Below are 24,724 nucleotides of genomic sequence, written 5' to 3' on the forward strand. Positions count from 1 at the left end.
GCCCTTTCGGGCGGTTCAAAAAACTCGGCCGTGATCAAAAACCGAGGGAGAAACTCACGGTCACTGCGTGGTCCTTGTCGTTACGCGAGAGTTGGCCCGAATAGCCCAGGCCCAGTCTGCCGTTCTGGCTGATCTGGTAATCCAGCCCCGCTTCCACCACTGCACTGTCCTTGGCAATCGGCACGCCTTGGGTGCTGAACGAGCCACCGCCATTGATAAAGCTCAGGTCGGCGTCGGGCTTGGTATCACCGAAGGCATGGCGCCAGCCGATGCTGCCCCGTGGGGTGATTTTCGAGCCGTTGCCCAGGGTGATGGTCTGGCCAATGCGCACGCCCAGGGTCGAGTAGGTGATGTCCTGGTCGGCATCGCCACGCAGGGCTGCCGAACCGCCTTTTTCCTTGATGGTGTCGCTGTCGTAGTTGACGTAGGCCAGGCCGGCGAACGGTTCCAGGGCCACGCTAGGGGTTTGGATGGTGTAGCCGACTTCACCGAACACCTGCGCACTGCGTGCCTTGTAATCGGCTTTGAGGCGTTGGCCCTCGGCACCGACGGCCACGTTGCGCTTGCTTTCGACGTCATGCCAGCTGTACGCCACGCCCATCCGTGCGGCGAAGGCTTCCTGCTGGTAGGCGGTGTAGGCCATCAGGTGGTAGCTGTCCACATCAGCGCTGGAATTGCGGCGCTTGGCGTCCAGGTCGCTGCGGGTGTAGCCGGCGGCCACGCCCACGCGCCAGGCGTCGTCCACTTGCTTGTCGGTGCCGAGCAGGAAGCCGCTGAGGTTGCGGTCCAGCTTGGCGGTGTTGCTGTCACCGCCCATATGGCCCCAGGTGCCAAGCACGCGCATCCAGCCGACCATCTCGCCGTGACAACCGGCGCTGCTCAGGTGGTTTTCGCTGGGTGCCAGGGCATTGCGCGGGTCGTCCTCGCGGTAGCAACCGGGTTGGCGCAGGCGCTCGTTGACCGCATCACGCACGTAACGCGAGTCTTCAAGCATGGCGCTGGCGGTGCTGGCGTGGATTTCGCCGGACAAGCTGTCGAAGGCCGCGCGTGCCGCTGCCACATCACCATTAAGCAGGGCGTTTTGCACCGCTGCGCCACCGACTCCGGTGCCTGTGCCCAACGCCGCCGCCACGCCGCGCTGGTTACCAGTGGCCGCCACACTGGCGTAACTGACGTCGTTGCGGCTGACCGCCAGGGCCACTTGGGTTGGGCTGTAGTTCAACGCGGAAGTGAGGAACGCCAAGTTCTCCAGATTGGTGGTGGCAAAGGTACCGTTGACTGCGCCCGCCGTCAGCAGGGTGTAGGTGGTGGCGCCGGCATAGGGTGCCAGGTTGACCACATTCAAGGTGCCGCCCAGGTTGGCGGTACCGCCCACGGCCAGGGAGCCGGTGGTGGATGGGGTGATCACCAGGTTCAGCGCACCGGTGCTGGCGTTGGTAAAGTTGCCGGCCACGGTCAGTTTGCCGCTGTCGGGTGTCACCGAGCCGTTGTTGACCAGCGAACCGACACTGCCGTTACCGGTCAGCCCCGCACCGTTGGCCACGGTGACTTGGCCGCCGAGCACGGCGCCTGGGTTGGCCGCGTTGCCCACTTGCAACACGCCCTCTTCCACCGCCACGGTGCCGCTGAACGGCTGGTTGCCGGTCAGCAACAGCGCGCCTGCGCCTTGCTTGATCAGCGCACCGGTGCCGCTCAAGGTGCCGCTGAATTGGCCATTGGTGCGTTGGGCAAACAACAACCGCGCGTTGTTTAGGATCCTGCCACGCAGGCTGGTGGTGGTGCCCGCCAGCGTACCGCCACTGACGGTGGTGCCGCCGGTGTAGGTATTCGCGCCAGTCAGCAGCAAGGTACCGGCATCCAGTTTGTTGATGCCGCCGGTTCCCACCAGCGGTGCATCAATCTGGGTAGTCACGCCGGAATTGACTCGCACCGCCGCCAGGCTGCCATCCGCCGCGTTGGTCGGGCTCAAGCTGCCGCCTTCGCCGGCCGTCAGCACGTAGCCGGCGTCCAGCACTTGCAGGCCGGTGAAGCCTTGGTTGCCGACCACGGTCACGGTGCCACCCTGCCCGCCAAATACCGCGAACTGGTTGGTGGACGCCTGCCCCTGGGTGCCGGTCGGGTCGGTCCAGTTGGTGCCCGGGCCCCAGGTGCCACTGCCACCTGTAATGGTGCCATCGGGATTGGTGGTGCCGCCGTTCCAGAACTGGATCTGGCCTGGCGCGGTTTGCACCACCAGGTTGAGCTGGTTGGCCAGCGCCGTCTGCAGGCTCAGGTTGCCCAGGGCCACCGGCAAGGTGCCAAAGGTGAGGCCGTTATCGGTCAAGCTGCCGCCGTAGCGGAACAGTTGGTACACGCCGACGCCGAAGCCGCCGGTATCGCTGACGTTGAGAGTGCCGTCCAGGGTCAGGTTGCCCGCCACGTTCATCGCCGTACTGGAAGCACCCGGTGCGCCGAGGGCGAAGTCCAGGGTGGTGCCCGATGACAAGGCCAGCGAACCCACCGACAGCGGCGTCGCGGCGCCGGCCTGGAGCACCGAGCCGTCTGCCATGTTCACCGCACCGCCCAGAGTCCCGCTGCCGCCGAGGGTCGCGCCGCTGGCGACTTGCACTGCGGCGCTGTTCAAGGTGCCGTTGACCAGCAGGCTGCCGGTGTTGACGTTGGTAGTACCGGTAAAGGTGTTGTTGCCAGTCAGCAGCAACGCTCCGGTGCCGGTTTTGTTCAGTACACCAGCGCCGGTAAGGTTGCCGGTGTAGGTGCCGTCAATGGCTTGCTCGAAGGTCAACGCCGCGTTGTTGGCGATGGCGCCTTGCAGGCTGGTGGTGTTGCCCGTGGTGGTGCCGCCGTTGAGCGTGGTACCGCCGCTGTAGGTGTTGGCACCTGTCAGCAACAAGGCGCCGCTGCCGTTTTTCACCAGGCTGCCAGTGCCGCTGACCACGCCATTGAGGGCCAGGTCGTGGCTGCCGGCCAGGGTCAGCGGGCCACCCAGGTTGAGGGTATTGGCCAGTTGCAGGTCGGTGCTGCCATCCAGTTGCGCCGCGCCGCCGACCGTCAAGGCACCACTGCCCAGGGCAGCATTATTGCCAAGGATCAATTGACCGGCGTTCAGGCCAGTGCCGCCGCTGTAGCTGTTGACGCCATTGAGCGTCAGCGCTGCCGCACCGTTTTTCACCAGGCTGCCGCTGCCGCTGATGCCACCGTTGAGGGTCAGCGCGTTGCTGCCTGCCACCGCCAAGGCACCGTTGAGTACAGCCGCATTGGCCAGGCTGACCGCCGCGTTGCTGTCCAGGGTGGTGCCGCCGGCCGCCGTCAGAGCGCCTGTGCCGAGGGCACTGTTGTTGCCCACCACCAGGGTGCCGCCATTCAGCGCGGTACCGCCGGTGTAGCCATTATTGCCGTTGAGTACCAGGGTGCCACTGTCGAGCTTGGCCAGGGTGCCAGCGCCGTTGAGGGTCACGCCCAGGGTCGCGGTGGCATTGGGGTCGACGCGCACCGCGGTGTTGCCGGTGCCGCCATTGACCAGGTTGAGTACGCCCGCTGTGCCAGCGCCCAGGGTGTAGCCATCGGTGACGAACTGCATGCCGGTGATGTTCTGCGTGCCGTCCACCGTCACGTTGCCCGCCGCGCCTTGGAACACCGCGAAGCTGTTGACCCAGCCCTGGTTGAGGGTGCCGTCGACATTGGTCCAGTTGGTATTGCCGGCGTTCCAGGTGCCGTTGCCGCCGTCAATCGCACCGTTGCCGATCAGGCTGTTGCCATCCCAGAACTGCACGGTGGTGTTGGGTGCAGTCACCAGCAGGTTGACCTTGCTGGTGATCGCGGTCTGCACTTGCAGATCACCCGGTACCACACTGCCTGGCAGTGTGCCGAGCGCCAGGCCGTTATCGGTCAAGGCCCCGGTGTAGTTGATGAGGTTGTAGACGCCGCTGCCAAAGCCGCCGATATCGGTGACATTGAGGTTACCGTCCAGAGTCAGGTCGCCGCCGACATTCAGCAGGCCTGTGCCGCCGCCCAGCACCGGGGTGCCGAGGCCAACATCCAGGTTCGAGTTGCCACCCAGCACCAACGAGCCCACCGACAGTGTGCTGCCGGAGGCCAGGCCGATGTGCCCACCGTCGGCCACGGACACCGCGCCGGCCAATGAACCGCTGCCGGCCAGGGTTGCGCCGCTGTTCACCGCCACCGTGCCGCTGGCCAGGGAACCTGTGACATTCAAGGTACCGCCGTTGACGTTGGCCGCGCCGCTGAGGGCATTGGTGCCGCTCAGGTTGAGCACCCCGCTGCCGTTTTTATCCAGGTTTCCGGCACCGTTGAGCGCGCCGCCAAAGCTGTTATCAAGATTGCTGCCTCCCACCGCCAGCGTAGCGCCGCCCGCCACCTGCACCGTGCCGGTGCCAGCCAGGCTGTTGAGGTTGGCATTGCCACCCAGGTTGAGGCTCGCGCCGCTGCCGACAGTGACGCCGGAGGTGGTGCCCAGCGCACCATTACCCGCCGTGGTCACGCTGCCGGCCGCCACGGTCAGTGGGCCGCTGAAGCTGTTGTTGCCAGTCAGCAGCAGGTCCGCCGCGCCATTCTTGATCAGCGCTGCATTGCCAGCGAGTACGCCGGCCAGGGTCAGGTTGTTGCTGCCAGCGACGCTGAGGTCGCCATTGAGGTTGACCGTATTGGCCAGCACCAGCGGCGTGCTATTGGCCAGGGTCGCCGCACCGCCGACGGTCAGCGCGCCCGAGCCCAGGGCCGTGGTGCTGCCGAGGGTCAGCGTACCGGCATTGAGTGCCGTGCCGCCGCTGTAGGTATTGGCGCCGTTCAGAGTCAGGTTGGCGCCACCGGCCTTGGTCAACGAACCACTGCCGTCCACCACGCCGTTGAGGCTCAGGTCGTTGCTGCCGCCGACGGTGAGCGCGGCATTCAGGCTGGTGTTATTGGCCAGGGCCAACGCCGTGTTGGTGTCCAGGGTGGTTGCCCCATTGACCGCCAAGGCACCACTGCCCAGGGCCGACGCATTGCCCAGGGTCAGGGAGCCGGCATTCAACTGCGTGCCGCCCAAGTAGGCATTGGCGCCGTTGAGCGTGAGGTCGCCCGCGCCGGTTTTGGTCAGCCCACCGGTACCGCTGACCAGGCCGTTCAGGCTCAGGTCGGCGGTGCCTAGAATGCCCAGGTTGCCGGCCAGATTGACCGTATTGGCCAGGGCGACCGCCGTGCTGCTGTCGAGGGTGGTGCCGGCGGCCGCGTTCAGGGCGCCACTGCCCAGGGCCGTGTTGGAGGCCAGGATCAGGCCGCCTGCGTTGAGTGCGGTTGGGCCGGCATAGGTGTTGTTGCCACTGAGGGTCAGGTTGGCGATGCCATTCTTGATCAGGCTGCCCGTGCCCGCCACGGTGCCGGCCAGAGTCAGGGCATTGCTGCCGCCGAGGGTCAGGCTACCGTTGACGTTGAGCGCATTGGCCAAGCTGACTGCGGTGTTGCTGTCCAGGGTGGTGCCGTTGGCGGTGGTCAAGGCGCCGCTGCCCAGAGCACTGTTATTGCCGACCACCAGGGTGCCGCCATCCAGGGCGGTGCCGCCGGTGTAGCTGTTGGCACCGTTAAGCACCAGGGTGCCGGTGTCGAGCTTGGCCAGGGTGCCGCCGCCGTTGAGCGCGACGCCCAGGGTGGCAGTGACGCCGGGATCGACACGTACGGCGGTGTTGCCGCCCACGCCGTTGAACAGGGTCAAGGCGCCCGCTGCGCTGCCGGCCAGGTTGTAGCCATCGGTGACGAACTGCAAACCGGTGATGGCTTGCGCGCCGTCAACCGTGACAGTGCCCGCCGTGCCTTGGAACACGGCAAAGCTGTTCGGGGTCCAGGCTGTATTGAATGCGCCGTTGACGCCGGTCCATTGGCTGGCGCCTGCACTCCAGGTGCCGCTGCCGCCTTCGATGGTGCCATTGCCCGTGGTTTGGCTGCCGTCCCAGAACTGCACGTTGGTGCTGCCGTTGACCAGCAGGTTGACCTGGTTACCGATAGCGGTTTGCAGGTCCAGGTCGCTGGCCGGGATGTTCACCGGCAGGCTGCCCAGCAGCAGGCCGTTGTTGGTCAGGCCGCCGGTGTAGTCGATCAGGCGGTAGATACCCGCACCGAAGCCGCCGATATCCGTGACGTTGAGGGTGCCGTCCAGGGTCAGGTTGCCGTTGACCTGAACCAGCGCCGTGCCGCCAGTGGCGGGCGCGCCGAGGCCCGCATCCAGGTTGGAGTTGGCATTGAACAGCAACGAACCGGTGGTGAGGGTCGCGCCGGAATTGACGGCCAGGTGGCCGCCGTCGGCAATGGTCACGTTGCCCAACAAAGTACCGGTACCACCGAGGGTGGCACCACTGCCCACCGCCACGTTGGTGCTGGCCAGGGAACCATTGACGAGCAAGCTGCCGGCGTGGACCTGGGCATCGCCGGTCACCACGCTGAGGCCACCGAGGGTCAAGGCGCCTGTGCCGTCTTTGGCCAGGTTGCCGAGGCCTGCCACGACGCCGTCGAAAGTGCTGTCGAGGTTATTGTTGCCGACGCTCAAGGTGCTGCCGGCCGCTACGGTTGCAAGCCCGGTACCCGTGAGGGCGCCCAGGCTGGCGCTGCCGCCCAGGTTCAAGGACGTACCGCTCGCCAGGTTGACCCCGGCGCCGACACCCAGTGCTCCGTTGCCCAGCGTGGTGAGGCTGCCCGATTGCACATCGAACAGGCCGTTGAAGGTGTTAGTGCCGGTCAGGCTCACATCCGCCGTGCCGGTTTTGACCAGGCTACCGCTGCCGGCCAGCACGCCGGCCAGGGTCAGGTTATTGTTGAGAGCACCCACGGTCAGCCCAGCGTTTAGGTTGACCGCATTGGCCAATACCAGCGGCGTGCTGTTAGCCAGCGTGGCCGCGCCGTTTACGTTCAAGGCGCCGGTACCCAGGGCCGCTGCCGTGCCCAGGGTCAGCGTGCCGGCGTTGAGGGTGGTGCCGCCCTGGAAAGTGTTGACGCCATTGAGGGTCAGGTTGGCCGTGCCGTCTTTGCTCAGGCCAGCCGTGCCGGTGACCAGGCCACCCAGGGTCAGGTCATTGCTGCCGGTGACGGCGAGGTTGGCGTCAAGCACGACGCCATTGCCCACACTCAGCGCTGCCGTGTTATCCAGGGTCGCCGCGCCGCCAACGGTGAGGTTGCCCAGACCAAGGGCGGTGGCGCTGCCCAAGGTCAGCGTACCGGCGTTCAGGGTGGTGCCACCCAGGTAGGCGTTGGCGCCGCTGAGGATCAGATTGGCCGCGCCCTCCTTGGTCAGGCTGCCCGCACCGTTGATTGCGCCGCCGAGCGTCAGGTCAGCGGTGCCGCCGATGCCCAGGTTGCCAGCCAGATTGATCGCGTTGGTGGTGGTAACCGCCGTGCTGGCGTCCAATGTTGTGCCGCCGGCGGCGTTCAACACGCCCGCGCCCAGCGCCGTATTGCTGGCCAGGATCAGCCCGCCTGCGTTCAAGGCCACAGGGCCCAGGAAGGTATTGGTGCCGCCGAGTGTCAGGTCTGCCGTGCCGTTCTTCACCAGACCACCGATGCCACTGATGGCGCCATTGAGCGCCAATGCGTTGCTGCCGCCGACCGTCAGGCTGCCGCTGAGTACCGCATTATTGCCCAGGGTTACGGAGGCGTTGCTGTCCAGTGTGGTGCCCGCCGCAGCAGTCAGGGCGCCAGTACCCAGCGCGGTGTTGCTGCCGACCACCAAGGTACCGCCATTGAGCAAGGTGCCACCGGTGTAGCTGTTGGCGCCATTGAGCACCAGCGTGCCGGTATCGAGTTTGTTCAGAACGCCCGCGCCGGTGATATCGACGCCGAGGGTGGCAGTCGCCAGTGGGTCGACACGTACGGCGAAGTTGCCGCTGCCGGTGCTCAACTGCCCACCGGTGCCATTGACCAGGCTGTAGCCATCGGTGACGAATTGCAGACCGGTGATGGTTTGTACGCCATTCACGCTGACAGTCCCCGCAGCACCTTGGAACACCGCAAAGCCACCGCCCCAGGTCTGGTTGGAAAGGCCGTCGGCCGAGGTCCAGTTGGTGCCCCCCGCTGTCCAGGTGCCGTTGCCACCGTCGACAGTGCCGTTGGCAAGGGTGTTGCTGCCGTCCCAGAAACGAATATTCGGCGCCGCTACCACCAGGTTGACCTGGCTGCCCACTGAGGTCTGTACCAGCAGATCACCCAGGCCATAACCCAGCGGCACCGTGTTGACGTTCAATGCGCCGGTCAAGCCGCCGGTGTAGTTGATCAAGCGATACACGCCGGCGCCAAAGCCACCGGCATCGCTCACATTAAGGTCGCCGGCCAGATTCACGTTGCCACCGACATTCATCAGCGAGGTCAGCGACGGTGCGCCAAGCGCCACATCCAGACTGGCCCCGGCACTCATGTTCAGACCCGCGGCCGACAAGGTCGTGCCACTGCCCAGCGCCAAGTGCCCGCCGCTATTGATATTCGCCGTACCCAATAGCGAGCCACTGCCGGTGAGGGTGCCGCCGCTGTTCACGTTGACCAACGCGCTGCCCAGAGAACCATCGACATCCAGGGTGCCCGCGTTGATCGCCGTGTTACCGGTGATGCCATTGATTCCGTTGAGCGTGAGCGTGCCGGTACCCACCTTGATCAAGCTGCCCGCGCCGCTGAGGTCACCGTCAAAGGTACTGCTGGTGTTCACGCCACCCACGGTGAGTTCCAAACCGCCGCCGACTGCCACGCCACCCGCACCGCTGAGGCCAGCCAGGCTGGAATCGACGCCCAGGTTCAGTGCGGCGCCGGTGCTGACATTGACGCCAGAGGTGTTGCCCAATGCACCGGTGCTGCCGGTGGTGACGCTGCCGGAGACAATATTCAATGGCCCGGTAAACGTGTTGTTGCCGCTCAAGGTCAGGTCAGCCAAGCCATTTTTGATCAGCGCACTGGCGCCGCTGAGCACGCCGCTGAGATTCAGGTCATTGTTGCCCGCGAGCGTCAGGTCACCATTGAGCGCAACCCCGCTGCCCAGAGTCAAAGCCGCGCTGTTATCCAGGGTTGCCGCACCGCCGACCGTCAAGGGGCCTGCGCCCAATGCGCCTGCCGTGCCCAAAGTCAACGTACCGGCGTTGAGGCTGGTGCCACCGGTGAACGTGTTGGTGCCGTCAAGGGTCAGGTTGGCCAGGCCATCCTTGATCAGCGCACCCGCGCCGCTGACCACACCGCCCAGGGTCAGCCCATTGGTGCCGCCGACGGTCAGCCCGGCGTTGAGGACAATGCCATTGCCCAGTGCCACCGCCGAGGTGCTGTCCAGGGTTGCGGCGCCGCCGACGGTCAAGTTGCCCAGGCCAAGCGCCGTATTGCTGCCGACGGTCAGGCTGCCCGCATTCAGAGTAGTGCCGCCCAGGAAATTATTGCTGCCGCTGAGTGTCAGGCCGGCCGCGCCGCCTTTGGTCAGGCTGCCTGCACCGTTGACCGTGCCGCCCAGGGTCAGGTTGGCGCTGCCACCGATTCCAAGGTTACCGGCCAGGTTGATCGCGTTGGCCAGCGTCGTACTGGTACTGGCGTCCAGGGTCGTGCCCCCGGCTGCATTCAACGTACCCGCGCCCAAGGCACCACTGGCGCCAACTACCAGCTTGCCGCTGTTCAGCGCTGTGTTGCCCAGGTAAGTGTTCGCTTGATTGAGGATCAGATCCGCCGGGCCGTTCTTGATCAACCCACCAAGGCCCGCCACCACACCGCCAAGGGTCAGCGCGTTGCTGCCGCCAAGGGTCAGGTTACCGCCCAGGTTGAGGTTATTGCCCAGGCTCACTGCTGCACTGGCATCCAACGTGGTACCCGCCGAGGCGTTCAACACACTGGCGCCGAGCGCAGTATTGGAGCCAACCACCAGCGAACCGGCGTTGAGGGCCGTGGCGCCGGTGTAAGCATTGTTGCCCGTAAGCACCAGGCTCGATACGCCCTCCTTGATCAACCCGGAACCACCGCTGACAACCCCGCCAAGAGTCAGCGGGTTCACGCCGTCTACGGTCAGATTCGCGTTCAAGGTAATCGCATTGCTGGTTGTCAGCGCAGCATTGCTTTGCAAAGTACCTGCACCCGCCACGGTCAAGGCACCGGTGCCTAGCGCGGTGGCATTGCCCAGCGTGAGCGTGCCGGCGCTCAAGGTAGTACCACCCTGGAAGGTGTTGGCGCCGCTGAGGATCAATTCGCCGGTCCCGGCTTTGTTCAAGCCAGTATTGCCCGAGATCAGGCCGCTCAAGGTCAGCCCGGTAGCAGCCCCCTGCACCGTCAGTCCACCGGTTCCGAGGGTCATCAGGTTAGCCAGCGTCAAGCCGTTGCCAGTGGCCTCGATAGCACCGCCGTTAGACGTGAGCACACCGCTGCCAAATGTCGCGTTGTTATTGAATTGCGCCACACCCCCATTGAGCGTAGTGCTGCCGCTGACCAACGGCCCCTGCAACGTCCAGGTGCCACTGTTGATGGCCAGGTTGTTGAAGTTGACATAGTTGGCGCTTGAAGCCGTGCCGGTGCCCGTACTGCCACCACCGACACCCGTCGTGTTTTCAAGGATCAGCGAGTTGCTGCCGCCTGCCCCGCCATCCACCTGGCCGGTGGGCGCGAACGTCAGGTTCACGCCGATCAGTCCGCCAAGGCTCAAGCCGATGCCGCCGCCGTTGGTCACTTGCGAGCCCGTGACTGCCGTAAAGGTGTTGGTACTGGCGGCCCCCATCGACACGCCGCCAGAGATAGTGCCGGTGTTGCGGAACGTGTTCCCTGTAGTGGAGCTCTCGAACGCCACGCGCCCGGTCAGGGCGCCGTTGTTGGTCATATTGACCTGCCCGCCACCCTGCACGGCTACCACCGGGGTATCGGACGTGAACAGCGACAGGCCGAGCAAGGAGGAAGAACCAATGACGCCGTTGTTGACGATCGTGGTGGTGCCGCCTGCGCCGTTGGTGGCGTTGAGGGCCATGCCATCCAACGAGGCCAGGTTCAGCCCCAGCAACGCGCCAGTACCGCGCATGATGCCGGTGGCACTGTTGGTGATGTTCAACACGCTGGCTGCCGTGTTGCCGATCACCACCCCACCGCTCAGCACTGAAACCAGTCCGAGCAGTGCCGGGTCAATGGTGCCGGAGTTGTTCAACGTGGCGTTGTTGCCGGTCAGGGTCAGTGCTTTGCCGCCCAGCGTTGCGTTGAGTTGCGCCCCGGCATTGACGTTGACCGTCAGGTTATTGACCGCGCTGCTGAAAGTGTTGAGGAACAATGGCAATGACGGCACGCCCGTACAGGTCACCGTCGCGCCGACCGTAGGACTTGCCGGGCTACAGGCGGCAAACACGTCCGGACTTACCAGGCCCATCACCAGCCCGGCCACTCCGAGGCGGATCGCGAGAGAAAGTGCAGAAATACGAGGTAAAGCGGCAGTCGCAAGTCTTCTATCCACGTTCTACTCCTTGTGGTCCAAGCCTTTCATCCGTGACTGCGTGCACGCCTTGCTTCAACGATCCACACGCATCGAATTCGAAACACCTGACCGTGGTGACTACTGATCCAGTTTTTCGAAACGTTAGTAGACCTGCGCGAAAGCCATTGAATTAAATGGTATTAATACTTTCGTAAAATCGGCGTAAGAATGGGATGAGAGCCAACATCCATTGACTGTCGCGACAAAAATACAAGTTTCAAAATGTGAAAAAGCGCTCTAATAGCGCCCTATCCTCCCCACCGCAGGAGCGAGCTTGCTTGCGAAAATCATCAACGATGACGCGACAAGCCAGACACAACGCGGTGCCCTTGCGTTATTCGCGAGCAAGCTCGCTCCTACCGTTGATCGATGCAAATGCTGGAGTTCGTAATGCCCCATGAAGGCAACCTGTTACAAGCAGCCGTGGTGTTCCTGTTCGCCGCCGTGCTGGCCGTGCCCCTGGCCAAGCGCCTGCAATTGGGCGCGGTGCTGGGCTATCTGTTTGCCGGTGTGATCATCGGCCCGTCGGTTCTCGGCCTGATCGGCAACCCGCAAAGCGTGGCGCAGTTCTCTGAACTGGGCGTGGTGCTGTTGCTGTTCATCATCGGCCTGGAGCTGTCGCCCAAACGCTTGTGGGTGATGCGCAAGGCGGTGTTCGGCGTCGGTCTGGCCCAGGTCCTGCTCACCGGTGTGGTGATGGGCGCGGTCGCGCTATGGCTGTTTGGCCAGTCGTGGAACAGCGCCGTCGTGCTGGGCCTGGGCCTGGCGCTGTCGTCTACGGCGTTTGGCCTGCAAAGCCTGGCCGAACGCAAGGAGCTCAACCAACCCCACGGGCGTCTGGCCTTTGCCATCCTGTTGTTCCAGGACATCGCCGCCATCCCGCTGATCGCCATGGTGCCGTTGCTGGCCGGCAGCGATCATCCGACCACCGAAGCCCAGGGCCTGCAACATGTGTTGCAGATCCTCGGCAGCATCGCAGTGGTGATCATCGGCGGGCGCTACCTGTTGCGCCCGGTGTTTCGCATTGTGGCCAAGACCGGCCTGCGCGAAGTGTCCACCGCCACCGCGCTGCTGGTGGTGATCGGCACCGCCTGGCTGATGGAGTTGGTGGGCGTGTCCATGGCCCTGGGGGCCTTCCTCGCCGGCCTGCTGCTGGCGGATTCGGAATACCGCCACGAACTGGAATCCCAGATCGAGCCGTTCAAGGGCCTGCTGCTGGGGCTGTTTTTCATTAGCGTGGGCATGGGCGCCAACCTCAGTTTGCTGCTCAGCACGCCGCTGGTGGTGATCGGCCTGACCCTGCTGCTGATCGGCTTGAAGCTGCCGCTGCTGTACGCCGTCGGGCGGATGGTGGGCGACCTCAATCGCGAAAGTGCCCTGCGCCTGGGCGTGGTACTGGCGGCGGGGGGTGAGTTCGCCTTTGTGGTGTTCAAAATCGGCCGCGACCAGGGCCTGTTCGAACCGCAGCTGTACGACGTGCTGGTGCTGACCATCACCCTGTCCATGGCCGTGACTCCGCTGCTGTTGCTGGTGTGCCCGAAGCTGTTCAAACCCAAGGCCAAGCCGGTGGAAGTGCCCGAGGAATACCGCGCCATCGAAAGCGATGCGCCTCGCGTGGTCATCGCCGGCATGGGCCGGATGGGCCAGATCGTGGCGCGAATCCTGCGCGCGCAGAACATCTCGTTCATCGCCCTCGACACCTCGGTGGAAACCATCGAGCTGACCCGCAGTTTCGGCGGCATGCCGGTGTTCTACGGCGACCCCCAACGCCCGGAAATCCTCCACGCTGCCAAAGTCGATCAAGCGGAATTCTTCGTGATCGCCATGGACGATCCGGAGATCAACATCAAGACCGCCGAGCTGGTGCGCAACCTCTACCCGCACATGAAGATCATCGCCCGTGCGCGTAACCGCCAGCACGTACACCGCCTGGTGGACCTGGACGCTTCACCGGTGCGCGAAACCTTCTACTCCAGCCTGGAAATGAGCCGCCGTACCCTGGTCGGCCTCGGTTTGAGCCAGGCCCAGGCCGATGCGCGCATCAACCGCTTCAAAACCCACGACCAGCAGGTACTTGCCGCCCAACACGCGGTATACGACGACGCGGCCAAGGTCATGCAAACTGCCCAGGAAGCCCGTGCGGAACTGGCGCGCTTGTTTGAAATGGACAGGCTTGACGAGGAATCCTCCGACAAGCTGTGATGGGCTGGATGAACGAAATTGCGAATTTTCTGACAGAATACGCCGCAATTTCGTTCAACCCCGGAGTGCTTCATGGCCACGTTCACCAAAACCGCAATGCTGCTCGCCCTAGCGCTTACCGCCGGCAGCGTGTTCGCTGCCACCAAGCCCGCCACACAGACAATCTCCACCTTGGGTGGCAAGTTCACCTTCAAACTGCCCAAAGCCTACAGCGCCGACACCCTGCCCTCCGGCACGGCGCAAGACGGCACCGCTGACACCCAAGGCACCCTGTACGCTAACTCAACGACGAAAAGTGTGGTGATCGTCGCCGAAACCGTGCGCAACGATGGAGCAACTATCCAGGATAACGACCCGAAGTTCCTCGACGGCGCCGTGGCTGATTTCGTCAAAGACCAGAGCGCCGCCATGCCCGACTTCAAGAAACTGGGGGAGAAGAAACTCACCTACAAGGGCCTGGGCCTGCGCCAGGTGGACAGCAGCGCTACCCAAGGCGGAGGCAAGACCTTGAACTCCACGTTCCTGGGTGGTTCGGGCAACCATTTGCTGGTGATCCAGGCGATTTCCCGGGCTGATGATGTGAAGGGGCATGCGGCGTTGGTGAAGCAGATTACGGGCGGCAAGTAGCCCCCTCTTCCAGCCAACACAAAACCCATGTGGGAGCGGGCTTGCCTACGATGGCGGTGTGTCAGTCACTGAATCTTTTACTGAGCCACCGCTATCGCAGCATAGGTATCTACATAACTCTGTAAGCTCAGCGGTAACCACGATGCGAAGCGAGCCGCTCTTGATCTGCTTTTGATCTTAGGCGCCCCGTTAAACCACGCTGGCCGGAATTCGACAGGGATTTGGGGGGTAAACCGGCAGGGATGCCGGTTTAGCCGCCCCGCGCCATGGATGGCGCGTGGCGGCGGCCCCCCCAGATCACTGGCGGATTACGGGCACACCGAGCCTAGGCGAGGTGCCGAGTGGTGGGGCAAGAGCGTTTTGCTTACTTTGCCGCTTTTGCAAAGTGAGCCGCCGTAAGGGCGGAACCCTAAGTGGCCGTTACCGCAGGAATGGATATGTACACGGTCCAACTGTGTTGACTGCCAGGCCGTCTTCGCAGGCAAGCCAGCTCCCACATTGGATCGCGGGGCATCAGTTATATCTGTGTCGGCTGCCAGGCCGTCACGGGAGCAAGCTCCCTCGCCACAGATTTAGCGTCGTGCCGAAGTTGTGTAGATACCTATGGCTATCGCAGGCAAGCCAGCTCCCACATTTTTAACCGCATTTTCACTTCAGGCTTTTCTCTAGCCAGGCTTTCAAGTCCTGCACTTCCGCTTCGCTGATGGTGTGATTCATCCCCGCGTATTCATGAAACTCCGGCTTGAGCCCCAACCCCGTCAGCACCTTGTTCGCCTGCGTGGCCGAGCTAAAGGGCAGCGCCTGGTCCAAGGTGCCATGGCCGATAAAGATCGCCAGCTTGCCCATGGACGCATCAGGTTTGAGCGCAGACCTGAGCACCGGTAGCACGCTGCCACTGAGCGCAGCGATACCGCGTACCAACTCGGGTTCACGCAAGGCCACCTCGTAAGACATGATCGCGCCCTGGCTGAACCCCACCAGGAACACCCGATCACTTTGGGTGTGGTACTTGGCGGTAGCCTTGAGCACAAAGTCCTTGATCAGCCGGGCGCTGCTGAACAGTTCATCAGTCTCGCCGTTGTACTCAGGCTCATCGGTCTTGGTGAACCAACGATAACCTTGCGGCTCCACCGGCAGCGGCGCGCGCACCGACAGGTAGGTCCAGGTGGACGGCAACGCGTCCTTGATACCAAACAGATCTTCCTCGTTGCTGCCAAACCCATGCAGGAAGATCACCAGCGGCTGGTTGCGCGCATCACCCTGGGTCTGTTCCAGGTAGGACAAAGGTAAGTCGGTGTGCAAGCCGGAGTCGGCATGAGCGGCGCCGGCCACCAGGGCCAAGGCGAGGGCAAGTTGTTTGAGCATCGGGTTTACCTCAGGGTTTGCGCAACAAATAGGTGTCCATGATCCAGCCGTTTTCCAGGCGCGCCGCCTTGCGTACCCGTTCGATCTCTTCTGCCACATGCGCCACTTTACCGCTGATCAGGATCTCGTCCGGGGTGCCCAGGTAGGCGCCCCAGTAAATATCCAGGTCCTGATCCGCCACACTGCGGTAGGAATCTTCGGCGTCGAGCATGACCACCAGGGTATCGGCATCACTCGCCTGCCCCGCCGCCAACCGGCGCCCAGTGGTGATTTCGATGGACTTGCCAATACGGTTGAGCGCCACCTTGTGCTGCGCCGCCAGGGCTTGCACGCTGGTGATGCCGGGGATCACTTCAAACTCGAAGACACAGCGACCACTGGCAAGAATCGCCTGCAAGATGCGGATGGTGCTGTCGTACAGCGCCGGGTCGCCCCAGGCCAGGAACGCCCCCACCTCACCGTCAGCCATTTCTTCGTTGATCATGCGTTCGAAGGTCTGCTGCTTATCGCGGTTGAGGTCCTGCACAGCGGTGGTGTAGTCGATTTCACCGCGCACACGCTCCGGGCAGTCGGCCTCGACAAAACGGTAGCCGGGCTCGGTGATATAGGTGTCGCAGATTTCCCGGCGCAGGTCGATCAGCTTGTCCTTGCTCTGGCCCTTGTCCATCAGGAAGAACACGTCGGTACGGTTCAGCGCCTTCACGGCCTGCATCGTGATGTAGTCGGGGTTGCCGGCGCCAATGCCGATGATCAGGATGCGTTTCATGGGTTGCTCTCAGTGCGGGGCGTGGATTTTGCCATGATCAACGCATCAGGCGTGAGTTTCCAGGCGCAGGCGCCAGACCGCGTTGAAACGCAGCTCGGTGCGCGACAGCGGTTCGACATCGATCAGGTAGAACATCGATACTGGAAATTGCATGACGTACAGCATTGCAGCGCGGATGACCAAGGGATGTGTAACGGCCACCACATGGCCGGGTTGGCACTCCAGTGACCTCATCCATTCGCCCACGCGCGCGCAAATGTGGTCCACCGACTCGCCGCCATGGGGGGCGCTGGCGCTGTCGGTGAGCCAAGTCATCAATTCATCGCGATCAAGCTGGGCAGTGTCCTGCCCCTTCCAATGGCCAAAATCGCCATCGCGTAACGCGGGCTCAACCACGGCGTGGTCACCGAACAGCGTTGCCGTCTGGCGAGTCCGCGCTTCGGGCCCGCATATCAGGCGCACACTTTTGCGGAACCGATCCGTCAGTGACAGCCGCGCATTCTGCCAATCCATCAGTAACGACTCGTCATCGGGAAACCGCCCCTGCTTTTGCATGGGGGTCACGGCATGACATACGAGAGTCAATCGGGTTGCTTGCATAGGCACCTCACTCTGTTCAGGGACGCGGTGGAGGGAAAACGGCGCCGTATTTCAACCTGTCACAACGAACAGGCAAAGGACTGTGACACATGACGGCTCCCCGCATCAGCGGCTGTAACCCTTCGTATTAAGTGGATACGGAACACCTTCGTACAGAAAAGCCACGAAAATTCGCCACAGAAGGCGCGCTTTTCATAACGATAGACGGAGACTTCCATGACGATCCCGGCAGCCACGAACCATGTTCCACCCTCATCTTCGCAACAAACGCCAACAGGCACCTTTGCGTGGCCGGTCAACCCGGATGAAAGGCTGAAGTATGACATCGCTCAGCAGCCGGAAAATCCTGGTCGATCCGAGCCCGTTTCAAGACGCGCACCAAGTTCGCCTCAATTTCTGCTCACTCAAGGACACGTCAGCACGTTGGTGGAAAAGAGTGATGCCGAGCTGGCACAGCAGCTCAGCGCGGCATTGATGGGCCAGGTCGCTGAGGAGCTCACAACCAACAGACAGTCACTCACCGCCCCGACCCTCACCCAGGTTCCGCCTTTTTCCAGCTTCGGCCAAGCGTGGGCACGTTTTAACCAGGCGCTCAGGGCAGAGCCGTTTGCAACCTTTGCCAAAGCCCATCACATCGACCTGTCCAATTTCAGCTGGAACCCTCAAGAGGGAACCATGACGTGCATGATCAATGACTCCCCCAACAGCTTCACGGAGTTCACCCCTGGCTGGTCACAGGCATCGGCGGACGTCGCCGCAGAGGCCAGAGAGCTGGGCGCCCCGTCGACGACCTGGTTCCGCTACACCGGCGAACACACGCCTCCCAGTTACCTGGTCGGAGACTTCTACGCTATCGCTAGAACCGAGCTTACGCGCGATCCGCGGGCCGTGATCGCGGCACTCCAGCAAGCCGACACATTCCCCTCTCTGGTCATCCCCAACGGCCCCCTGCCATTGGACATCTCGCAACAGACCTTGCGCGCCAGGCAAGCACAACGCAGCGCGAAGGAGACGATCACCCAAGCCACCTTTGAACGCAGCGGTACACTTGCCGACTCCAGTCGCACACCGACGCCCGCCGAACGCGTCGAGGCGGCTGATCGGGAAGTGGCACGGGAGTGTGCCAGAATCCTCACGAGGATCGGATATCAAAGGCGCATCGATGATCAGTCGCTAACCTTTCTCCCCTTCTTGAATGTGCCTGACGACTCAACCTACGCACACACACGCGAGGCGTTCGGCAAATGCTTCTCCAGCCCCGCTTTCCTGGCGTTTGCGAAAGAACATAATCTCGAGGTGTCATCCTTGTTTATCCACTTGCCGACAGGCCAGTTGGAAGGCTACGTACGAAACCCTGATGGCAGCCGTAAATCGATTGTTTTGCGCACGTCGACTTGCCCCCAATGGGCGGCCCTCGAACCCGACATTTCAAGCGCGGCCCGCAAATATGGGAGAAGCGGCTCGGTCTACGAGGGGCCCGTTCGTACCCAGCAAGCGCTGGATCTCTCTATGATGCTGGACTTTTACGGCGTGACTCGGGAAACCGGCTCAGAGCAGAAGTGGCTCGAACAAGTCGCAGGGCTCATCCGCGATGGCTTCCCCTCCTTGAAAAAAAACAACCCTTCTGCTGACACCTCGCGTGGGATTCGCGAACTGCAGCAGGCAGCCCTACAAACACTTGCAGGCATCACAACCCCTCCAACACCTACTGTCGTTCAAGCGCCTGCGCCGGTAACCACCGCCAAGCCGCCCGTCGCCAGCCCCGTGAGCGACATCGCCCACCGTCTGTTTAACGCAAAGCCCGGGTTGCAATCGGTCGTATCGGGATTACTCAAGGACGCCATCGATGCGTCATTGAACCTCGACGTGGAGCAGTTGGCGTTCGCCGTTCCCGATCCGGACAATCCAGGTGAGCACATTGAAACACCGCTGATGGAAATGATCATCAGCCATGTCGCTGGAGGCGCCGCGCCGGTTTTCGACAGCGCTGGCAAATTCGTCGATACGCGCGAGGACGTGATCGCCCGTACCGGCAAACCTGCGGGTACTGCACTTCCTATCGATAGGTCAGCGCTACAGAAGGCTATGAGCGAGTTGCCCGGCAAGCTGAACGAAACGCTTCGAGCGGCAAAGATCACGTATTGGAATGAGCCGCCGTTCAATGAGCCGGCCCCTGGGCTGAGTGCCGACACAGCGCTCAGTGTCACCCCGATTTACGCGGGTAGTCGGCGGTCAATGCTCGGCCAACTGCTGCACAGCAACCTGCGCCTGGCCAGTTTAAAATCTCCAGGTCTCAATGACATACAGCGCGAAACACTGGATACGGTAGCAAGGTTTCCCCACGGGTACCTCAACCCCACAGACAACTCCAAGACAACCATTCACTTCATGGTCCGCACTGACCCGGCCAACCCAGACAGCCCGAACGTTCAAACCCCTAACCTGTTCATCGAACGCAAGGCTGGGGATCGCACCCTCGCAGTGCTGATGTGCGAACCCAGCGGAAAGGTTACCCCTTATGCTTCCCTGGATGCTGCCCAGCAGGCCTGGGAACAGCAAAACCCCGAGGCGCAACCACCGACCCGCACCAACAAGCCCAGCCTGAAAGCCTTCGACGCTGATGCGTTCTACCTGCAAGCGAACGTCATGATTAACAACGGGGACGCCAACGCCGACACTGATCCCGCGCTGATCGTGGCGCGACCATCCCAAGAGTCCGGGCTCAAGCGTCCCGAATGGTCGAAAACCGCCTCGGATGCCAATCGCTTTATTTACCATGACCTGCTTCTGGAGATGGCGGGCTTCGAGCGCCGGCACAAGGGCAAGAGCTTTGGCAGTGATATTCCGGACATTAGCACTTATATCCAGGAACAGATCAAAGCCCTCAACCCTCCACCCTTTCACTATGACATCAAGGATCTGGAAGTCATCTTTCACACTCCCTATGGCGCCCCGGCCAGCGGATTCGGATCAACCCAAACCACCACCCTGCCCTTCACCGAAACCTTTGTACGCAACCTTTCAGGATTACCAAAAGGTCGGGTGGAGGTGCGTCACAAACCGACGGGCATTCATCTAGCCAAGCTCGGAAAAGAGGGCGAACTGGGTAAGCTGATTCAGCAAATCGATGCCGGCAAGAACTACCCCGAATTAGTCAGGCGCGAGCTGCTCGACGATCCTGAAAAAAAAACCAGGCGCCAAGCGCTGTTCGCCGAGCAAGTCCCGATTGAACTGAAAATGAGGGCCCTGGAACTGACGGCCAAAGGCGAGGCTGGCTTCGATAACGCCATGGGTTTTCGTTACCTCCAGGCAATACTGGATCCAACGCCAGGGAAGAAGTTCGTCAATGGCAACGAAATCACCGTGCGCCCGTTGGCGCTCATGCGCCTGCCCGGCGCGGTGCCCGATGTGGTCGAAAACATGTTCCTGATCGAACCCAAAGACACCACAGTCGGCCCGCACATTCTTTATCGCCCGTTGAATTCCAGCGCCCCTCTGCTGCAGTTTCCTTCGCGCCAGGCGCTAATGGAGTCTGTCCAGACACAGAAGGAGCTACAAAAAGACATTCTTGCCTGGCTGCCTGATGAGACAACCCGCGCCGTCTACAGGCACGATGGCTTTCGCGAACCGCATATGCCGACATATACGCCCGTGTTCACGCCTGCGCCGCCCACACTGGCGACTCACGACCTGTCGTCCGAGCTGCAAACCGGGCAACTGATGAGCTACTTGTATGAAGCAAATTCAAGGGCGCTGACATCGCTGGCCAAACACCAAGCCGTATCCAACGGGGAAAGTCGCTGGGAAAGGATTAAAGAAGGGGCAGGCCTATTACTCAATACGGCATTTCTGTTCATGCCAGAGAGTGCCTTTTTAATCGGTATGCCGTTTCAGGCAGACAGCATCATAAGTGATATCAAGACGCTTGCCGGGAGCAGGGAAGGAAACAAAGAAGCAGCCGCAACAGATTTATTCATCAACATAGCGATGTTAATGCTTCACCTCGCAAGAGCACACCCCACTCAAACCTCCGCACGTACTGGAGTCGCGGCCATTCATACGGTACCGCAGGAAAAACGCGTAGGTGATTTACCGGCGGCGCCTTCGCCTGAGTCAGCATTACGTGAAGTGATTCGGTTGGGCGGTCCATGGAGGGGTTTCAAGGCCATCGATGGCGACATACAAACCTTCGAGGATATTTACAAAGGCGCCCCACGGCTCAATATATTCGGACATGGGACTGAACCGGCCACCGGAGAGCCCGCGAAAGTCGTAGGCGCAAACGGCAAGTTCTATTCGGCGCAAGACATCGTCAATAAACTTCGTGCGGAAAAAATTGACTTCAGCAAATATAAAAACATTGTGCTTCGCGTCTGCTATTCCGGCGCAAACGGCCCGAACTCGCTGGGTGATGAAATCTCCAACCTGACCAACATACCCACCAAGTCATTCGCAGGTCCTGTGCACATGGATTATTTTTTGGGCAAAGACCCAATAGGCCTGTTCAAAACGTACTATCGGGAATTCAAAGCGAAATACCCCACGCTTTCTCCACGCGACATAAAGTTACTCGCTGATTCGAAAGTGAGGTTGGATTTTGCCAAGAACAACCACCTTAATACGGTGGAAAAGACATCAGGAACGCTGCTGCGATTCAATATTGGCACCCAGAAAGAGCCTGAGATGGTTCAAGAACTTGTCGATTACCGGCCACATTACTCCTACCCTGCCCTGCACGCGGCCCACGTGTTGCCAGCCAATTCAACCCGGTAGCCTGTTGCGGCAGGTTTGCCAACACAACCCTGCCGTTTGATTACCAAGATGCAAACACGGCGTCAGGCCAGCGCCGTTTTCGCAGACGCCACCCTAGGCGTGGCACCGACCACGAAGTCCTCCTTGCGCAACAGCACCAGCGCTACCAACGACACCACCCCGGTCGCTACATAGAAATACCACGGCGAAGTAATGTCGCCTGTCACCTTGATCAACCAAGTGGAAATCAACGGCGCACTGCCGCCAAACACCGCGACGGGCACGTTATACGCCACGGCAATCCCAGTGGAGCGAATCCGCGTCGGCAACAGCTCACTCATCAACGCATAGGTTGACGACGCGTACAGCCCGAACAGAATCGCCACCGCCATCAACGGCGCGAAGAAGGTCGCCGGGGTGGCGGTCGGGGCGGATTTGAACAGCCAGAACATCGCCAGGGTCGCCAGCGTGCCGATCACCATCAGGAACGGCTTGCGCCCGTATTTATCGGTAAAGGCCCCGCCAAACGGCATCACGAAAGCCGCCGAGAAGCTGGCGACGAACACATAGAGCAAGGTGGTGCCGCTGTCGAACTTGAGGATCTTGGCCATGTAGGTCGAGGCGAAGGTCAGCACCAGGTAAAAGATCGAGCTGTGCAAGGTGATGATAAAGAACACCAGGGCAATCGCCCGCTTCCACTGCCAGACCTCACGCAGCGGCGCCCGCGAAGTTTGCCCGGCGCGTTGCAGGGCGAGGAACTCGGGGCTGTCTTCGAGCTTGAGGCGAATGTACATGGAAATAAAGCCCAGGGGCGCGGCGATCAGGAACGGTACGCGCCAGGCCCATTCCTGCATGACCTCGGCGCCCAGCACCCAGGTCATGCCGTTGGCCACGGCGCCACCGAGCAGCAGGCCGAGCACGGCGGTAACCATCAGCCAACAGGTGGCAAAGCCACGGCGACCGGGGCCGGCGTATTCAGAGATGAAGCTGGTGACGGTACCGATTTCGCCGCCCGCCGAGAAGCCCTGCACGCAGCGCACCAGGATCAACAGGATCGGTGCGGCGATGCCCAGGCTGGCGTAGGTCGGCAACAGGCCCAGCATCACCGTGGAGCCGGTCATCATCACCAGCGCCATGATCAGGGTTTTGCGCCGGCCGATCTTGTCTGCCAGCGGGCCGAAGAACAGCCCACCCAAAGGGCGGATAAAAAAGCTCAGCGCAAACGCAGCAAAGCTGGCCAACAGGCTGGTGGTGGGGTCATCGGAGACGAAGAACGCCTGGCCGATATAGACCGCGAGAAAGCCATAGACGCCGTAGTCGTACCACTCGATCAAGTGGCCGGAGGTGGCGCCCAGAAACGCACGGCGGCGCTTGCGGACGGTGTCTTGTGCGGGATTGCCCATCGTGGGGACTCCTTGTCTGATTATCGATCCATGTTAAAGCGCGGCGATACTCGCGGTTTGCAGCCAATGCCGCAAGTCGGTCTTGAGAATCTTGCCGTAGCTGTTCTTCGGCAAATCGCTGCGCCACACATATTTTTTCGGCTTTTTGAACGAGGCCATGCGCGCCAGGAACCACGTCGTCAGCTCGCCTTCGTCCAGCGGCTGGCCGCTGCGGGTCACCACGAAGGCCACCACCGACTCACCCCATTGCGCGTCGGGCTCGCCCACCACGCACACTTCGAACACCTCGGGATGCTGGGCCAGCACTTCCTCGACTTCACGGGGGTACACGTTGCTGCCGCCACTGATGATCACGTCCTTGGAGCGATCCGTCAGGGTCAGGTAGCCGGCCGGGTCGAGGTAGCCGATGTCGCCGGTCAGCAGCCAACCGTCCACCAGCGTCTGGCGCGTGGCCTGCGGGTTGCGCCAGTAGCCCTGCATCACCGTGGCGCCACGCACCGCGATTTCACCGCGCTCGCCGGTGGGCAGTGGCTGGTGCTCGGCATCGAGAATGCGGATCTCGACACAGGCTTGCGCGTGGCCCACCGAGGCGGCCAGGGTGGCCCAGTCGGGGCGCTGGCGCTCGGCGATCAAGGCGCGGGGCAAGACGCTGATGGTCATCGGGCTCTCGCCCTGGCCGTAGATCTGCACCAGCCGCGGGCCGAAGGTGTCGACTGCTTCACGCAGGTCGGCGAGGTACATAGGGCCGCCGCCGTAGACGATGGTCTTGATGCCGGCGCCGTGATAATCCTGGCGCCGGGCCTGTTCGACCATGCGCTTGACCATGGTCGGCGCAGCAAACAGCGACACCTGGCCCATGTGCTCGGCCAGCCCGAACAGCTCGGCGGCATCGAAGCCATGGGAGGCCGGCACCACATGGCGGGCGCCGCAGCGCACATGGATGAAGTTGTACAGGCCGGCGCCGTGGGACATGGGCGCGGCATACAGCGCCGCATCGTCGGCGCTCACTTGATCGACATCCGTGGCGTAGCACAGCGACATGGCGATCAGGTTGCCGTGGGACAGCATCACGCCCTTGGAGCGCCCGGTGGTGCCAGAGGTATAGAACAGCCAGGCGAGGTCGTGATCCTGGCGGGGCACCGGCTGTTCCAGGCTGGGCCAACCATGGCTGGGCGGCAGCGGGTGGCCGTCCAATTCCGTGCAATGCGCGGGCAAATCCCGCGATGAAAACACCTGGCCGCCGTCGGTAAAGATCAACCGCGCCTCGGCATTATCGGCAATCCACGCCGCTTCGCTGGGGTGCAGCTTGGCGTTGATCGGCACCGCCACCCCGCCCATCCACCAGATGGCGTAGAGCAGTTCCAGGTAGTCGCAGCTGTTTTTCATCAGCAGCGCCACCGCGTCTCCCGGCACCAGGCCATGCTGCTCCACCAGGTGCGCGGCGCGTTGGCGCACGTGGGCGGCGAAGGTGGCGTAGTCGGCCACTTGCACGCTGCCGTCGAACAATGCCGGGCGTTGCGGGGCCCGACGCTGGGTGTCGTGCAGCCAGTTGGCAATGTTCATGAC

General features: G+C 62.3%; 9 protein-coding genes. 3 read left to right on the forward strand and 6 right to left on the reverse strand.

Annotated features, from left to right (window positions below):
- Positions 1-34: 34 nt before the first annotated feature.
- Positions 35-11,422, reverse strand: a complete 11,388-nt coding sequence (locus tag FXO12_RS06915) for an autotransporter-associated beta strand repeat-containing protein (RefSeq protein WP_160049599.1) — start codon at positions 11,420-11,422, stop codon at positions 35-37.
- 411 nt (positions 11,423-11,833) lie between these two features.
- Between FXO12_RS06915 and FXO12_RS06920 the strand changes: the two genes are divergently transcribed.
- Together FXO12_RS06920 and FXO12_RS06925 are read left to right on the forward strand one after the other, a co-directional pair.
- Entirely contained in the window at positions 11,834-13,645 is a 1,812-nt protein-coding gene (locus FXO12_RS06920; RefSeq protein WP_054918692.1) for a monovalent cation:proton antiporter-2 (CPA2) family protein, read from the forward strand.
- A gap of 72 nt (positions 13,646-13,717) precedes the next feature.
- On the forward strand, positions 13,718-14,272 hold the full coding sequence (locus FXO12_RS06925; protein ID WP_054897036.1) for a hypothetical protein: 555 nt from the start codon (positions 13,718-13,720) through the stop codon (positions 14,270-14,272).
- Positions 14,273-14,920: 648 nt separating this feature from the next.
- Here the strand turns inward: FXO12_RS06925 and FXO12_RS06930 are convergent.
- From FXO12_RS06930 to FXO12_RS06940, 3 genes are read right to left on the reverse strand one after another with little or no spacing between them, the layout of a single operon-like run.
- Complete coding sequence (locus FXO12_RS06930) at positions 14,921-15,637, reverse strand: alpha/beta hydrolase (RefSeq protein WP_057977101.1); 717 nt, start codon at positions 15,635-15,637, stop codon at positions 14,921-14,923.
- A 10-nt stretch (positions 15,638-15,647) separates the two neighbouring features.
- On the reverse strand, positions 15,648-16,403 hold the full coding sequence (gene cobF / locus FXO12_RS06935; protein WP_054898541.1) for a precorrin-6A synthase (deacetylating): 756 nt from the start codon (positions 16,401-16,403) through the stop codon (positions 15,648-15,650).
- Positions 16,404-16,448: 45 nt separating this feature from the next.
- Positions 16,449-17,003, reverse strand: a complete 555-nt coding sequence (locus FXO12_RS06940; protein WP_034127306.1) for a histidine phosphatase family protein — start codon at positions 17,001-17,003, stop codon at positions 16,449-16,451.
- A 216-nt stretch (positions 17,004-17,219) separates the two neighbouring features.
- On the opposite strand from FXO12_RS06940, the gene FXO12_RS06945 reads away from it, so the two are divergent.
- The gene (locus FXO12_RS06945) at positions 17,220-21,776 is read left to right on the forward strand and encodes a DUF6543 domain-containing protein (RefSeq protein ID WP_125919871.1); all 4,557 of its coding nucleotides are present in this window, start codon (positions 17,220-17,222) and stop codon (positions 21,774-21,776) included.
- A 62-nt stretch (positions 21,777-21,838) separates the two neighbouring features.
- On the opposite strand, the gene FXO12_RS06950 is transcribed toward FXO12_RS06945, so the two are convergent.
- Positions 21,839-23,158, reverse strand: a complete 1,320-nt coding sequence (locus tag FXO12_RS06950; protein WP_034127304.1) for an MFS transporter — start codon at positions 23,156-23,158, stop codon at positions 21,839-21,841.
- 33 nt (positions 23,159-23,191) lie between these two features.
- The gene (locus tag FXO12_RS06955; protein ID WP_054898544.1) at positions 23,192-24,721 is read right to left on the reverse strand and encodes a class I adenylate-forming enzyme family protein; all 1,530 of its coding nucleotides are present in this window, start codon (positions 24,719-24,721) and stop codon (positions 23,192-23,194) included.
- Positions 24,722-24,724: the final 3 nt, after the last annotated feature.

The organism is Pseudomonas sp. J380 (genome assembly GCF_009827115.1).
GTDB lineage: Bacteria > Pseudomonadota > Gammaproteobacteria > Pseudomonadales > Pseudomonadaceae > Aquipseudomonas > Aquipseudomonas paracarnis.

Coding starts and splice junctions, on each gene's coding strand:
- FXO12_RS06950 (WP_034127304.1), bottom strand. CDS start 23,158: ATGGGCAATCCCGCACAAGACACCGTCCGCAAGCGCCGCCGTGCGTTT.
- FXO12_RS06940 (WP_034127306.1), bottom strand. CDS start 17,003: ATGCAAGCAACCCGATTGACTCTCGTATGTCATGCCGTGACCCCCATG.
- cobF (WP_054898541.1), bottom strand. CDS start 16,403: ATGAAACGCATCCTGATCATCGGCATTGGCGCCGGCAACCCCGACTAC.
- FXO12_RS06925 (WP_054897036.1), top strand. CDS start 13,718: ATGGCCACGTTCACCAAAACCGCAATGCTGCTCGCCCTAGCGCTTACC.
- FXO12_RS06920 (WP_054918692.1), top strand. CDS start 11,834: ATGCCCCATGAAGGCAACCTGTTACAAGCAGCCGTGGTGTTCCTGTTC.
- FXO12_RS06930 (WP_057977101.1), bottom strand. CDS start 15,637: ATGCTCAAACAACTTGCCCTCGCCTTGGCCCTGGTGGCCGGCGCCGCT.
- FXO12_RS06955 (WP_054898544.1), bottom strand. CDS start 24,721: ATGAACATTGCCAACTGGCTGCACGACACCCAGCGTCGGGCCCCGCAA.
- FXO12_RS06945 (WP_125919871.1), top strand. CDS start 17,220: ATGACGATCCCGGCAGCCACGAACCATGTTCCACCCTCATCTTCGCAA.